Origin of the sequence: Enterobacter cloacae complex sp. 2022EL-00788, assembly GCF_026627565.1 — a bacterium.
Classification (GTDB): domain Bacteria; phylum Pseudomonadota; class Gammaproteobacteria; order Enterobacterales; family Enterobacteriaceae; genus Enterobacter; species Enterobacter pasteurii.
In genome coordinates, this window is record NZ_JAPNMC010000008.1 from 98409 (window position 1) to 112450 (window position 14042).

The 14042-nt window shown below is 57.3% G+C and carries 12 protein-coding genes; 4 read left to right on the forward strand and 8 right to left on the reverse strand.

The features are described 5' to 3' along the window. Positions 1–81 precede the first annotated feature (81 nt). The 8 genes from OWK27_RS14285 to syd form a co-directional block, all read right to left on the reverse strand. Positions 82–1221 carry a glycerate kinase gene (locus OWK27_RS14285; RefSeq protein WP_267590632.1) on the reverse strand — a complete coding sequence of 380 codons (1140 nt, stop codon included), beginning with the start codon at positions 1219–1221 and terminating at the stop codon, positions 82–84. 77 nt (positions 1222–1298) lie between these two features. After that, positions 1299–2636 (reverse strand): glucarate dehydratase, encoded by a 1338-nt coding sequence (gene gudD, locus OWK27_RS14290; RefSeq protein ID WP_267590633.1) that lies wholly within the window; start codon positions 2634–2636, stop codon positions 1299–1301. 15 nt (positions 2637–2651) lie between these two features. Next, positions 2652–3992, reverse strand: coding sequence for an enolase C-terminal domain-like protein (locus tag OWK27_RS14295; RefSeq protein ID WP_148421326.1), 1341 nt, complete (start codon positions 3990–3992; stop codon positions 2652–2654). Then, positions 3992–5347 (reverse strand): galactarate/glucarate/glycerate transporter GudP, encoded by a 1356-nt coding sequence (gene gudP, locus OWK27_RS14300; RefSeq protein WP_148421181.1) that lies wholly within the window; start codon positions 5345–5347, stop codon positions 3992–3994. The genes OWK27_RS14295 and gudP overlap by 1 nt, the downstream gene beginning before the upstream one ends. 310 nt (positions 5348–5657) lie before the next feature. Further along, positions 5658–6107 (reverse strand): flavodoxin, encoded by a 450-nt coding sequence (locus OWK27_RS14305; protein ID WP_148421179.1) that lies wholly within the window; start codon positions 6105–6107, stop codon positions 5658–5660. A 15-nt stretch (positions 6108–6122) separates the two neighbouring features. Beyond that, on the reverse strand, positions 6123–6908 hold the full coding sequence (gene truC / locus OWK27_RS14310) for a tRNA pseudouridine(65) synthase TruC (RefSeq protein WP_193356104.1): 786 nt from the start codon (positions 6906–6908) through the stop codon (positions 6123–6125). Next, entirely contained in the window at positions 6905–7234 is a 330-nt protein-coding gene (locus OWK27_RS14315) for a YqcC family protein (RefSeq protein ID WP_148421175.1), read from the reverse strand. The genes truC and OWK27_RS14315 overlap by 4 nt, the downstream gene beginning before the upstream one ends. 632 nt (positions 7235–7866) lie before the next feature. After that, positions 7867–8412 carry a SecY-interacting protein gene (syd, locus tag OWK27_RS14320; RefSeq protein WP_148421173.1) on the reverse strand — a complete coding sequence of 182 codons (546 nt, stop codon included), beginning with the start codon at positions 8410–8412 and terminating at the stop codon, positions 7867–7869. 69 nt (positions 8413–8481) lie between these two features. Between syd and queF the strand changes: the two genes are divergently transcribed. The 4 genes from queF (at position 8482) to OWK27_RS14340 (ending at position 14029) form a co-directional block, all read left to right on the forward strand. Then, complete coding sequence (queF, locus tag OWK27_RS14325) at positions 8482–9324, forward strand: NADPH-dependent 7-cyano-7-deazaguanine reductase QueF (RefSeq protein ID WP_242171029.1); 843 nt, start codon at positions 8482–8484, stop codon at positions 9322–9324. A gap of 116 nt (positions 9325–9440) precedes the next feature. Beyond that, complete coding sequence (gene ppnN, locus OWK27_RS14330; RefSeq protein WP_148421169.1) at positions 9441–10805, forward strand: nucleotide 5'-monophosphate nucleosidase PpnN; 1365 nt, start codon at positions 9441–9443, stop codon at positions 10803–10805. Between the two features lie 504 nt (positions 10806–11309). Further along, on the forward strand, positions 11310–12599 hold the full coding sequence (locus OWK27_RS14335; protein ID WP_148421167.1) for an HAAAP family serine/threonine permease: 1290 nt from the start codon (positions 11310–11312) through the stop codon (positions 12597–12599). A gap of 62 nt (positions 12600–12661) precedes the next feature. After that, positions 12662–14029: an L-serine ammonia-lyase gene (locus OWK27_RS14340; RefSeq protein WP_148421165.1), complete on the forward strand. Its 1368-nt coding sequence runs from the start codon at positions 12662–12664 to the stop codon at positions 14027–14029. The last annotated feature ends 13 nt before the right edge of the window (positions 14030–14042 follow it).

Genomic DNA, 14042 nt, shown 5'->3' on the forward strand with positions numbered 1-14042 from the left:
GGTGAGGCCTCAGGGCAAAGGATAAAGGCCGCACCAACACTCCCCTCGCCCCTTTGGGGAGAGGGTCTGGGTGAGGGGAAACTACATCCCCTGCCCCATTTTCAGCACCGCCGCAATATTTCGTGCGGCCAGCTGCACGTTCCGTTGCGCATTTTCCAGCGCATCTTCCAGAGAACAGATGGTGTATATCACACTGAATACGGCATCCAGCCCGTGCTCGTGCACCACGCCAACGTCCGCCGTCAGGCTGCCAGCAATGCCGATAACCGGTTTGTTATAGCGTTTCGCGACTCGCGCCACGCCAACGGGCACCTTGCCGTGGATCGTCTGGCTGTCGATGCGGCCTTCACCGGTGATCACCAGATCGGCGTTCGCAACCTGTTCATCAAGATGCAGCGCATCAGTGACAATCTCAATGCCCTGACGCAGCTGCGCGCCGCAAAATGCATACAGCGCGGCGCCCATTCCGCCCGCCGCGCCGCCGCCCGCGAGGTTTAAGACGTCAATATCCAGATCCCGGGCGATGATCTGTGCGTAATGGGCAAGCGCGTTATCCAGCGTCCCGATCATTTCCGGCGTCGCCCCTTTCTGCGGGCCAAATACCGCTGAGGCGCCGGCTTCACCGATCAGGGGATTGGTCACATCACAGGCCACTTCAATTCGACACGCGGTCAGCCGCTTATCCAGCCCGCCCACGTCAATATGCGTAAGGCGTGCCAGTTCGCCGCCGCCCGGCCCTACCGGCTGCCCGCTGGCATCCAGCAGTTTTACGCCCAGCGCCTGCACCATGCCCGCGCCGCCGTCGTTGGTCGCGCTGCCGCCAATGCCAATAATGATATGCTTAACGCCTGCGTCAAGCGCATGACGGATGAGCTCGCCGGTCCCCCACGAGGTGGTGACCAGCGGGTTACGCCTGGCGGGAGGCACCAGCTCCAGACCGCTCGCCGCCGCCATCTCGATAAACGCGCTTTTACCGTCTCCGGATAAGCCGAAGAACCCCTCGACACGTTCACCCAGGGGACCGGTGACGGGAACATGGACAATGCGCCCATGAGTGGCTGCCACCATGGCGTCTACCGTCCCTTCGCCGCCGTCGGCAACCGGCAATTTGACATAGTCAGCTGACGGGAAAATTTCGCGAAAACCGTCCTCTATCGCTGTCGCCACCTCAAGCGCGCTCAAGCTTTCCTTATACGAGTCCGGAGCGATTACAATTTTCATAAGCCATCCTTACGCATGTTAGTTACGTTAAGCATACACCACGTAAGGGACCGCTTGTGGGAGCGGTCCCAATGCGCTTATCGTACCATGCACGGACGTTTATTGTCGAATGCCCACTCAGGGATCAGGTACTGCATTGCCAGCGCATCGTCACGCGCGCCCAGCCCGTGTTTCTGATACAGCTCATGTGCTTTCATGACCTGATCCATATCCAGCTCAACGCCCAGGCCCGGCGTGGAAGGAACCTGCACCATGCCGCCTTTGATCTCAAATGGCCGTTTGGTCAGGCGCTGGTTGCCCTCCTGCCAGATCCAGTGGGTATCAATTGCGGTGATCTTGCCCGGCGCAGCGGCCGCCACGTGGGTGAACATCGCCAGCGAGATGTCGAAGTGGTTGTTGGAGTGCGAGCCCCAGGTCAGACCAAACTCGTGGCACATCTGCGCCACGCGAACCGAGCCCTGCATCGTCCAGAAGTGCGGATCTGCCAGCGGGATATCCACCGACTGCAGGGAGAGCGTATGCCCCATCTGACGCCAGTCGGTCGCGATCATGTTGGTGGCGGTTGGCAGTCCGGTGGCGCGACGGAACTCCGCCATAACCTCACGCCCGGAGTAACCCTGCTCTGCGCCGCACGGATCTTCCGCGTAGGCCAGCACGCCTTTTAGCTGCTTACCTATTTTGATGGCTTCATCAAGGGACCAGGCACCGTTCGGATCCAGCGTCACGCGCGCCTGCGGGAAGCGCTTCGCCAGCGCGGCGATTGCCTCCGCTTCTTCCTCACCGGCCAGCACGCCGCCTTTCAGCTTGAAGTCATTAAAGCCGTATTTTTCATACGCGGCTTCTGCCAGGCGCACCACCGCGTCCGGGGTCATCGCTTCATCGTGGCGTACCCGGTACCAGTCGCATTTTTCGTCCGGCTGGCTCTGGTACGGCAGCGGGGTCAGCTTGCGGTTGCCGATAAAGAACAGGTAACCGAGCATCTCCACTTCATTACGCTGCTGGCCGTCACCCAGCAGGGATGCGACGTTGACGCCCAGATGCTGGCCTAACAGATCCAGCATTGCGGCTTCGATGCCCGTCACCACGTGAATGGTGGTACGCAGGTCAAACGTTTGCAGACCACGACCGCCCGCATCGCGATCGGCAAAGGTGTTACGCACGCTGTTCAGAACGTTTTTGTATTCCCCCAGCGTTTTGCCCACCACCAGCGGAACGGCGTCTTCCAGCGTTTTACGGATCTTCTCCCCGCCCGGGATTTCACCCACACCGGTGTGCCCGGAGTTGTCCTTGATCACCACAATATTGCGGGTGAAGAACGGCGCGTGAGCGCCGCTCAGGTTCATCAACATGCTGTCATGTCCCGCGACGGGGATAATCTGCATGGAGGTGACTACAGGGGTAGAAAAAGTGCTCATCGTTCGATCCTTTTATCAGTGACGTCCAAAAACAGGGCGCTTACGGTCAAATGTCCAGCCGGGGATAAGGTACTGCATCGGGCCCGCGTCGTTGCGCGCGCCGCCCGGCAGTTTTTTATACGCTTCATGCGCCTTGTGGATCCGATCCCAGTCAAGCTCCACGCCCAGCCCCGGCGCATCCGGTACGGCGATGCTGCCGTTTTTGATTTCAAGTGGATTCCTGGTCAGGCGCGCTTCGCCTTCCTGCCAGATCCAGTGCGTATCAATGGCGGTCGGGTTGCCCGGTGCCGCCGCGCCAACGTGGGTAAACATCGCCAGCGAAATGTCGAAATGGTTATTGGAGTGGCAGCCCCAGGTGAGCCCCCAGTCATCGCACAGCTGCGCCACGCGCACCGCGCCGGAAAGGGTCCAGAAGTGCGGGTCCGCCAGCGGAATGTCCACCGCATTCAGCATCACCGCATGGCCCATTTCGCGCCAGTTGGTGGCGATCATATTGGTCGCGACCGGCAGCCCGGTGGCGCGTCGGAACTCCGCCATCACTTCGCGGCCGGAGAAACCCTGCTCCGCGCCGCACGGGTCTTCCGCGTAGGTCAGCACGTCGCCCAGCCCTTTACACAGCGCGATGGCTTCATCCAGCAGCCATGCGCCGTTCGGATCGACGGTGATGCGCGCCTCCGGAAAACGCTTTTTCAACGCGCGCACGCTGTCAATCTCCTGCTCGCCCGGCAGGACGCCGCCTTTCAGCTTGAAGTCCTTAAAGCCGTAGCGATCCTGCGCCGCTTCCGCCAGGCGCACTACCGCGTCGGCCGAAAGCGCCTCCTGGTGACGCAGGTGATACCACTCGTGGCTGCCCGGCGAGCGCTCCAGATACGGCAGATCGGTTTTCGTCCGGTCGCCAACATAGAACAGATAGCCCAGCACCGTTACCGCATCACGCTGTTTGCCAGGCCCCAGCAGCTCGCAGACCGGCACGTTCAGCGCCTTGCCGAGTAAATCGAGGAGAGCCGCCTCCAGGGCCGCCACCGCGTTAACGCGCAGCTCAAACGTCCAGGCGCCTTTTCCGAAGGTGTCAAAATCCGCCGACTGGTTACCCTTGTGCACTCGCTGAACCACCTTATTCAGGCGGGCGATTTCCTGCCCAACCACCTGCGGGACGGCATCGACCAGCGTCTGGTAAATCACCTCTCCGCCCGGCGCTTCACCCACGCCGGTATTGCCTGCGCTGTCGGTCAGCACCACGATATTACGGGTAAACCAGGCGTTATGCGCGCCCCCAATGTTGAGCAGCATGCTGTCCTGCCCCGCCACCGGGATAACCTTCATCTCAGTGATGACCGGGCTTGATTGCGTTGTCATCATCCGCGCTCCACGACAGGTTTGAGTTCGATACGCTTGATGTCGCCCACCAGTACCAGATAGCTGAGCACCGCTACCAGCGCATGGACACCAACGTAAATCAGCGCGCCATTGAAGGAGCCGGTGGTGCCGACGATGTAGCCGATCGCGATTGGGGTGACAATGCCGGAAATGTTGCCAAACATGTTGAACAGGCCGCCGCTCAGGCCGCTGATCTCTTTCGGCGCGGTATCTGCCATCACCGCCCAGCCCAGCGCGCCAATGCCTTTACCGAAGAAGGCCATCGCCATAAAGCCGATGATCATCCACTCCGCGCTGACGTAGTTGCAGAACACCATGGTCATGGAGAGCAGCATGCCGAGCACGATTGGCGTTTTACGCGCAATATTCAGCGAACCGGTACGGCGCATCAGCCAGTCGGAAATGACCCCGCCGAGCACACCACCCACGAAACCGCAGATGGCCGGAACGGAGGCGACGAAGCCCGCCTTCAGAATCGACATGCCGCGCGCCTGCACCAGGTAAACCGGGAACCAGGTGATGAAGAAGTAGGTCAAGGCGTTGATGCAGTACTGGCCGAGATAGATACCGATCATCATGCGTGTGCCGACGAGCTGTTTGATCTGCGCCCATTTCTGGCTGAACGGAACTTTGGCTTTTTGGGTTTTCTGATCCATGTTGATCAGCGCCCCGCCTTCAGCAATGTAGTCCAGCTCTTTCTTATTCACGCCCGGGTGCTGGTTCGGTTCGTGGATCACTTTCAGCCAGACAAAGCTGATAACGATCCCCAGTCCACCCATGAAGAAGAAGACGTGTGACCAGCCCACCTCGTGCGTCAGCCAGCCCATGATTGGGGCGAAAATAACCGTCGCGAAGTATTGCGCCGAGTTGAAGATGGCTACCGCCGTTCCCCTCTCCTGCGCCGGGAACCAGGCTGCCACAATGCGGCTGTTACCGGGGAAGGATGGCGCTTCCGCTAAGCCCACCAGGAAGCGGAGGGTAAAGAGCGCAATGATAATGCCGAAGCCGCTAAAGATATCGACGAAACCCTGCAGCAGGGTAAACATCGACCAGATAAAGATGGACCAGAAGTAGACCCGCTTGGAGCCGAAGCGGTCCAGCAGCCAGCCGCCAGGAATTTGGCCGATAACATAGGCCCATGAAAACGCGGAGAAAACATAACCCATACCAACCGGATCGAGCCCGATATCTTTTGCCATTTCAGAACCGGCAATCGACAGCGTCGCGCGGTCGCCGTAGTTAAAGGATGTGACGATAAACAGCATCACCACTATCCAGTAGCGAGCATTGGTGCGCTTTTCAGCGCTGCTCGCCGCCTGGCTTAATGTACTCATAGTTGCACTCCTGAATCATAGCTTTCGCCTGGTTCATTCTGTACGGCACCTGTAGGGTAATCAGAATGAGAGAGTTGTATTGGATCGTTTTGGTACGGCCTTGAGCCGTTTTATAGTGACGGGAAAAGTATATGAAGGAGTGACGCGTTCTCTCACCGTGCAAAAACACAGTATTGAAGGGTGTGTGAGAGGTTGTTTATGGCATAAGCCCAAGGAAGTGGAAGGTGGTTCACGGAATTGGGGTTTGGGACGGGCGGTATGGCCGGGTAGCGGCTACGCCTTACCCGGCCTGCGTGTCGTATCGTCAGGGTTATTTCAGCAGGGTTGCCCAGCGTTCAACCCACGGATTTGACTCGCTTTCTGGTTCAGGATGCTCACCGGCATCAATCAGCAACATTTCGCCGACGCGCTGAGCGCTCTGTTCCTGCAACAGCGCGTCGAACTGCTTGCCGCCGCCGCAGAAGTTAGCATAGGAGCTGTCACCCAGCGCGATGATGCCGTAACGCACGTCTGGCTGGTAGCCAAGCCGATCTTTTATCCCCTGGAAAAGCGGCATGATGCTGTCCGGCAGATCGCCCTGCCCCGTGGTAGACGTCACGATGAGGATGTAGTTGTCTTTGTATTTTTCCCAGTCCTCCAGCTGCGGATCTTCATAGACCGTCGCCTTATGGCCCTGATTTGCGAGGATCGCTTCCGCTTCCTCCGCCACCAGCAGCGAGTTGCCGTACATCGTGCCGACAAAAATGCCTACTTCAGCCATGCTTTGCTCCCGTAATTATTGCGCCTGCCGTTCATCCTGAACGTTGCCCGCGGCAAACTCAACCCTTTCATTTTCGGGGAGTTGTCCCAGCCAGCCAAACTGTGACAGCGCCTGCATCCAGACATCGTCCAGCCCCGCGCGGAGTGTCAGCGGTTCGCCGGTGAACGGGTGCGTCAGGCACAGCTCGCTGGCGTGCAGCATCAGCCGGTTACAGCCGAAGTGCTCTGCCGCGCTGCGGTTCTGGCGCAGATCGCCGTGCTTGCTGTCGCCGATGATTGGATGGCGCAGGTGCGCAAGGTGACGACGAAGCTGGTGCTTGCGCCCGGTTTTGGGCAAAAGCTCAACCAGGCTGTAGCGCGTGGTGGGAAATTTACCGGTCGCCACCGGCAGCTCGACGGTCGCCATCCCGCGATAATCGGTCACCGCTGGCTGCGGGCCTTTATCATCACGGGCAAACTTATCGGCGATTTTATCCAGTTCCTCCACCAGCGGATAATCAAGCGTGGCGGCGTCCGTCAGCCAGCCGCGCGCAATGGCGTGGTAGCGTTTCTGGATCTGGTGCTGTTCAAACTGCTGCGCCAGCAGGCGCCCGGCCTCACTGGACAGCCCCATCAGCAGCACGCCGGAGGTTGGCCGGTCCAGACGATGGGCGGTAAAGACGTGCTGACCGATCTGATCGCGCACGGTCTGCATGACCACGACCTTCTCATCGCGATCGAGCCAGCTTCTGTGCACCAGCCAGCCGGATGGCTTATTCACCGCCACGAGCCACTCATCCTGATACAGGATCTCAAGCGTCATGCATCGTCACCGGCGAAAAGCGCATCCAGCTTTTCCAGCTCCGCCAGCATCACTGCGCGCGCCGGGTGGGTCGCTTCCAGCGCCATTTCGTAATAAGGGGAGACGGCAAACGACTGTGGCAACGCGTGGCCACCTTCCAGCAGCGCGTGCATGCGCGGAAGTAATACCCACTGGAGCCACTCGAACGGGGCCAGGGTATCCAGACAAAACGGCTGGGTGCTGGCGAACGCTTCCGGCTGCGGCGCGTTATCCTGCCACAGCTGATGCTGGCGCATAAGGGCTTCGATGGCGTGCAGCTGTGCACGAACGCTATCGTGATGCGTCATAGTAACCTCAACTGAAAAACGGAATGGCGCGAAGCATAGCATTGCGGAAGTCAGAAATAAAAAAAGGGAGCACTGTAAAAACAGTGCTCCCGGTTCGTTTCGCAGCAATCCAGCTACAATACGTGCTCCCTGCTCATCCGTGACAACTTTTCCTGATGCCCGAAGGCCTGGTCATCCGTTTACCTTTTGCATCCTGCACACATCATCCTGACGCGTATGTTTCATCCTGAAACGTCCTGGCCATCCTGACCCACCGACCATCCTGACCGGCTCTCGTTCTCCTTCCTGGAGGTGTCCCTTACGCATCCTGCGTGCTCCACTTCGCTTCATCCTGAAGCCTTCCTGCGGCGTCATCCTGACGTGTTCCTGTTAAGAAACGCCATCATCCTGATGTTCGTTTCTCGTGTCGGCGTCCTGTCGACAGAGATAGAATCCGCTATTCTGCTTCGTCTTACAACCCACCCTGTAAGCAATGTAAGCCAGACGAAACGGGGGATATCGTTTAAGAAAAGCGCTAACCTGTTGAAACCGAAGTTAATATTATTCTGAAATCCCTAAGACAATACTAATTGTTTCGGCGATGTCTCACAGAGCGTGTAAGAGATCTCTCACACACACAGTAGCATCATGGATTACAGAAGCGGCTCAAGTCGGTTAAGGAAATCCGCAAGGGAAGGCGCGAGAACATCGCGATTGCGGGTGCCGAGCGTCTCTTTAATGACCTCGCCAGACAGATTGCAGACGGAAATAACGTCCAGTTCACTGTCGAGCGTCGCAATAAAGAGAGTCGGAGAGAGCTTAAGGCGTTTTTGCGTGACCAGGTGACCGATGAGGTTTTCCTGAACGCGCTGGAGATCGTCCTCGCTCCAGGTTTGCAGCAGCGTCAGCGGCTGCTCAGCAAAGCATGCGCTCATATCCCCGGCAAGCTGCGTGGTATAAAACGCATGAAGCGCAGGTTGTATCACAATGTCCATGGCGCGTTCAACCGCCTTTACGTTCTGCTCGCCGGTAAACGGTTTCGGCTGCCAGATAACGTAATCATCCTGTGAAGAGATAATGCACGGTGACGGCACGCCATGCAGTTCGGTACTTTGCGGCCACGTCCCCTGCTTTTCATGCCAGGCATCGCAATAGCGGGTCGTGAAGGTTGTCAGGGCATTTGCAGTTTCGATATCCACCGATTTCTCTCTTCTTGTAAGACAGGATAAACTCAGCCCTTAAGTGTACCTGTAAAGTGGCTATGAAACATGTCTTACGAAAATCATCAGGCGTTAACGGGCTTAACGCTGGGTAAATCGACCGATTACCGCGACACCTACGACGCAAGCCTGCTTCAGGGCGTGCCGCGCAGCCTGAACCGCGATCCGCTCGGACTGCACGCCGACGCGCTGCCGTTTGTCGGCGGCGACATCTGGACGCTGTATGAACTCTCCTGGCTGAACGCGCGCGGTCTGCCGCAGGTCGCCGTGGGCCACGTTGAGCTGGACTACGCCAGCGTGAACCTGGTCGAGTCCAAAAGCTTCAAGCTCTATCTCAACAGCTTCAACCAGACCCGATTCAACAGCTGGGACGACGTTCAGCAGACCCTTGAGCGGGATTTACGCGCCTGCGCGCAGGGGGACGTGTCCGTCTCGTTATACCGTCTGCATGAACTGGAGGGGCAGCCCATCGCCCATTTCCACGGCACCTGCATCGACGACCAGGATATTGAGATAGAGAGCTACGAATTCAGCGCCGACTACCTCGAAAACGCGGCGAGCGGAAAGATCGTGGAAGAGACGCTGGTCAGCCATCTGCTGAAATCCAACTGCCTTATCACCCACCAGCCGGACTGGGGCTCCGTTCAGATTCAGTATCGCGGCCCGAAAATTGACCGGGAAAAGCTGCTGCGTTACCTGGTGTCGTTCCGCCATCACAACGAGTTTCACGAGCAGTGCGTGGAGCGTATCTTTAACGATATTCAGCGTTTCTGCCGGCCAGAAAAGCTCAGCGTGTACGCCCGCTATACCCGCCGCGGCGGTCTGGATATCAACCCGTGGCGCACCAATACCGATTTTGTGCCTGCTACCGGACGGCTGGTGCGTCAGTAAGATAAATATTTTCACAATATGCGGGCGGTATTCCGCCCGAAGTGTTGTGAAACGTCATAAGCCAGGGCTATTGTAATCAACAGGGAAAGACGATAATCGTCCCATAAGGAGCTCACTTGATTACACATATTAGCCCGCTTGGCTCTATGGATATGTTGTCGCAGCTGGAAGTGGACATGCTTAAACGCACCGCCAGTAGCGACCTTTATCAACTGTTTCGTAACTGTTCACTTGCCGTACTGAACTCCGGAAGCCTGACCGACAACAGTAAAGAGCTGCTGTCCCGCTTCGAAAGTTTCGATATCAACGTGCTGCGCCGCGAGCGCGGCGTGAAGCTTGAGGTCATTAACCCGCCGGAAGAGGCGTTTGTTGACGGGCGTATTATTCGCTCCCTTCAGGCCAACCTGTTTGCCGTGCTGCGCGACATCCTGTTTGTTAACGGGCAGATCAGCAACGCCGGTCGTTTCCAGCATCTCGACCTGGAAAGCTCCGTTCATATCACCAACCTGGTCTTCTCCATTCTGCGTAACGCCCGCGCCCTGCACGTCGGCGAAGCGCCGAACATGGTCGTCTGCTGGGGTGGTCACTCCATTAACGAAACCGAATACCTGTACGCCCGCCGCGTGGGTAATCAGCTCGGTCTGCGCGAGCTGAACATCTGTACCGGCTGCGGCCCGGGAGCGATGGAAGCCCCCATGAAAGGTGCCGCGGTAGGCCATGCTCAGCAGCGCTATAAAGAGGGGCGTTTTATCGGCATGACCGAACCGTCCATCATCGCAGCGGAGCCACCTAACCCGCTGGTTAACGAACTGATTATCATGCCGGATATCGAAAAACGCCTTGAGGCGTTTGTCCGTATCGCTCACGGCATCATCATCTTCCCGGGCGGCGTCGGTACGGCGGAAGAGCTGCTTTACCTGCTGGGGATCCTGATGAACCCGGCCAATAAAGATCAGGTTCTGCCGCTGATCCTGACCGGGCCGAAAGAGAGCGCCGACTACTTCCGCGTGCTGGACGAGTTTATCGTTCACACCCTGGGGGAAGACGCGCGCCGTCACTATCGCATTATCATCGACGATGCCGCAGAAGTGGCGCGCCAGATGAAAAAAGCGATGCCGCTGGTGAAAGAGAACCGTCGTGATACCGGGGATGCCTACAGCTTTAACTGGTCCATCCGTATCGCACCGGACCTGCAAATCCCCTTCGAGCCGTCGCATGAGAACATGGCGAACCTGAAGCTCTACCCGGATCAGCCGGTAGAAGTGCTGGCTGCCGACCTGCGTCGCGCCTTCTCGGGCATCGTGGCGGGCAACGTTAAAGAGGTTGGGATCCGCGCGATTGAGGAGTTCGGGCCGTATAAGATCCACGGTGACCCGGAGATGATGCGCCGCATGGATGACATGCTGCAGGGCTTTGTGGCTCAGCACCGCATGAAGCTTCCGGGCTCTGCCTATATTCCGTGTTACGAAATCATCAAGTAACCCGTTTGCACCTTCCCCTCAGGCCGGATTGTCATCCGGCTTTTTTATTAGTGATGCAATTCATAGACATCTTTAATGCTATTAACAAATCCACCGCCAACGCAAACGATTACGTGGTTTTTGAAACCGTAAATAATTAGCCTTAATCAAAATTACCTGCCAGAAAATCCTAAAAACCCATTTCTTTTCAGCGAAAGACACCTATCTCGCGGGACAGCCTTTTCGAAAACATGTCGTTAATGGTAGCCTTCGCGCCCGTAAATCCTCTTTGACGTTTTTTTAACAGATAAATGGACTAAATATGCCCACTTCATAAGTGGATTATTGCATTTGGGATCGCGATCACTGATAGATTCATAACTAGAATGTATCTTTCCGCCCGCCAATAGTTACGGGCAAAAATTATTAAAAAACCGTCACTGAACGAATTTCATATTACCGTCAGGCACTTTTTCATCGGATTTGACTAAAAACCTGACAATTTGCTTCCTCCAGGAGATACAGATGGAAACCACTCAAACCAGCACCGTTGCTTCGATTGAATCCCGAAGCGGTTGGCGCAAAACGGATACCATGTGGATGCTTGGCCTTTACGGCACGGCAATCGGCGCTGGTGTACTGTTCCTTCCTATCAACGCGGGTGTCGGCGGTCTGATTCCGCTGATCATCATGGCCATCATCGCCTTCCCGATGACCTTCTTTGCACACCGCGGTCTGACCCGCTTCGTGCTGTCCGGTAAAAACCCGGGCGAAGACATCACTGAAGTCGTTGAAGAACACTTCGGCGTTGGCGCAGGTAAGCTGATTACCCTGCTCTACTTCTTCGCGATTTACCCCATTCTGCTGGTTTATAGCGTGGCTATTACCAACACCGTTGAAAGCTTCATGATGCACCAGCTGCAGATGACCCCGCCGCCGCGCGCGATCCTGTCCCTGATCCTGATTGTCGGTATGATGACCATCGTCCGCTTCGGCGAGCAGATGATCGTGAAAGCGATGAGCGTGCTGGTATTCCCGTTTGTTGCTGCCCTGATGCTGCTGGCGCTGTACCTGATCCCACAGTGGAACGGCGCGGCGCTTGAAACGCTGTCCCTGAGCAGCGCATCCGCGACCGGTAACGGCCTGCTGCTGACCCTGTGGCTGGCAATCCCGGTAATGGTGTTCTCCTTCAACCACTCGCCAATCATCTCCTCCTTCGCGGTTGCGAAGCGTGAAGAGTACGGCAATGGCGCAGAGAAGAAGTGCTCCAGCATCCTGGCTCGCGCCCACATTATGATGGTACTGACCGTGATGTTCTTCGTGTTCAGCTGCGTGCTGAGCCTCTCCCCGGCAGACCTGGCGGCGGCGAAAGAGCAGAACATCTCTATTCTGTCTTACCTGGCAAACCACTTTAACGCACCGCTGATTGCGTGGATGGCGCCTATTATCGCGATTATCGCTATCACCAAATCCTTCCTGGGCCACTATCTGGGCGCACGTGAAGGCTTCAACGGTATGGTGATTAAATCTCTGCGCGGTAAAGGCAAGAGCATTGAAATCAACCGACTGAACAAAATCACTGCGCTGTTCATGCTGGTGACCACCTGGGCGGTAGCCACCCTGAACCCAAGCATTCTGGGTATGATTGAAACCCTGGGCGGCCCGATTATCGCGATGATTCTGTTCCTGATGCCGATGTACGCGATTCAGAAAGTGCCTGCGATGCGTAAATACAGCGGCCACATCAGCAACGTGTTCGTTGTTGTGATGGGTCTGATTGCCATCTCCGCCATTTTCTACTCGCTGTTCAGCTAAGACCTCCTGCGCCGTCCTCGGGCGGCGCACTCCTCCCCTCTGACTGAAGCAATGGACGCATCATGATTAGCGTATTCGATATCTTCAAAATCGGTATTGGTCCTTCCAGCTCTCACACCGTCGGGCCAATGAAAGCCGGTAAACAATTCACGGATGACTTGATTGCACGCGGCATTTTGCACGACATCACCCGCGTGGTTGTCGATGTATACGGTTCCCTTTCCCTGACCGGTAAAGGCCACCATACCGATATTGCCATTATCATGGGGCTGGCGGGTAATCTGCCGGATACCGTTGATATAGATGCAATACCTGGCTTTATCCAGGACGTGAACACCCACGGTCGTTTGCTGCTGGCGAACGGCGAACACGAGGTTGAATTCCCGGTTGACCACTGCATGAATTTCCATGCGGACAACCTGTCGCTGCACGAAAACGGTATGCGTATTACCGCGCTGGTCGGCGATAAAGCGGTTTACAGCCAGACGTATTACTCCATCGGCGGCGGCTTTATCGTTGACGAAGACCATTTTGGTCAAACCAACAGTTCCGCCGTCGACGTGCCGTACCCGTACAAAAACGCGGCCGATTTACAGCGTCACTGTCGGGAGACGGGCCTTTCCCTCTCCGGCCTGATGATGAAAAACGAGCTGGCCCTGCACAGCAAAGAGGAGCTGGAACAGCACTTCGCTAACGTCTGGGAGGTGATGCGCAGCGGTATCGAGCGCGGGATCACCACCGAAGGCGTGCTGCCGGGCAAGCTGCGCGTACCGCGTCGAGCGGCCGCGCTGCGCCGCATGCTGGTCAGCACCGACAAAACCACCACCGACCCGATGGCCGTCGTTGACTGGATCAACATGTTTGCGCTGGCGGTGAACGAAGAGAACGCCGCGGGTGGCCGCGTGGTCACCGCGCCAACCAACGGCGCGTGCGGTATCGTTCCGGCGGTGCTGGCGTATTACGACAAGTTCATCCGTGAAGTAAACGCAAACTCACTGGCGCGCTATATGCTGGTGGCCAGTGCGATTGGCTCACTGTACAAGATGAACGCCTCCATTTCCGGCGCGGAAGTGGGCTGTCAGGGTGAAGTGGGCGTAGCCTGCTCTATGGCGGCGGCGGGGCTGGCCGAACTGCTGGGCGCAAGCCCTGCGCAGGTGTGCATTGCGGCGGAAATCGGCATGGAACATAACCTGGGGCTGACCTGCGACCCGGTCGGCGGACAGGTACAGGTGCCGTGCATCGAGCGTAACGCTATCGCCTCTGTGAAAGCGGTCAACGCGGCCCGTATGGCGCTGCGCCGCACCAGCGAGCCGCGCGTCTGCCTCGACAAGGTTATCGAAACCATGTACGAAACCGGTAAGGACATGAACGCCAAATACCGCGAAACCTCCCGCGGCGGCCTGGCGATGAAGATCGTTACCTGCGACTAAGCCGCTCTGGAAG

What these genes read in the sequence shown, in the direction of transcription:
- OWK27_RS14285 (WP_267590632.1), bottom strand. Translation starts at nt 1,221, where the DNA reads ATGAAAATTGTAATCGCTCCGGACTCGTATAAGGAAAGCTTGAGCGCG.
- truC (WP_193356104.1), bottom strand. Translation starts at nt 6,908, where the DNA reads ATGACGCTTGAGATCCTGTATCAGGATGAGTGGCTCGTGGCGGTGAAT.
- gudD (WP_267590633.1), bottom strand. Translation starts at nt 2,636, where the DNA reads ATGAGCACTTTTTCTACCCCTGTAGTCACCTCCATGCAGATTATCCCC.
- OWK27_RS14315 (WP_148421175.1), bottom strand. Translation starts at nt 7,234, where the DNA reads ATGACGCATCACGATAGCGTTCGTGCACAGCTGCACGCCATCGAAGCC.
- OWK27_RS14340 (WP_148421165.1), top strand. Translation starts at nt 12,662, where the DNA reads ATGATTAGCGTATTCGATATCTTCAAAATCGGTATTGGTCCTTCCAGC.
- queF (WP_242171029.1), top strand. Translation starts at nt 8,482, where the DNA reads ATGTCTTACGAAAATCATCAGGCGTTAACGGGCTTAACGCTGGGTAAA.
- gudP (WP_148421181.1), bottom strand. Translation starts at nt 5,347, where the DNA reads ATGAGTACATTAAGCCAGGCGGCGAGCAGCGCTGAAAAGCGCACCAAT.
- OWK27_RS14335 (WP_148421167.1), top strand. Translation starts at nt 11,310, where the DNA reads ATGGAAACCACTCAAACCAGCACCGTTGCTTCGATTGAATCCCGAAGC.
- OWK27_RS14295 (WP_148421326.1), bottom strand. Translation starts at nt 3,992, where the DNA reads ATGACAACGCAATCAAGCCCGGTCATCACTGAGATGAAGGTTATCCCG.
- OWK27_RS14305 (WP_148421179.1), bottom strand. Translation starts at nt 6,107, where the DNA reads ATGGCTGAAGTAGGCATTTTTGTCGGCACGATGTACGGCAACTCGCTG.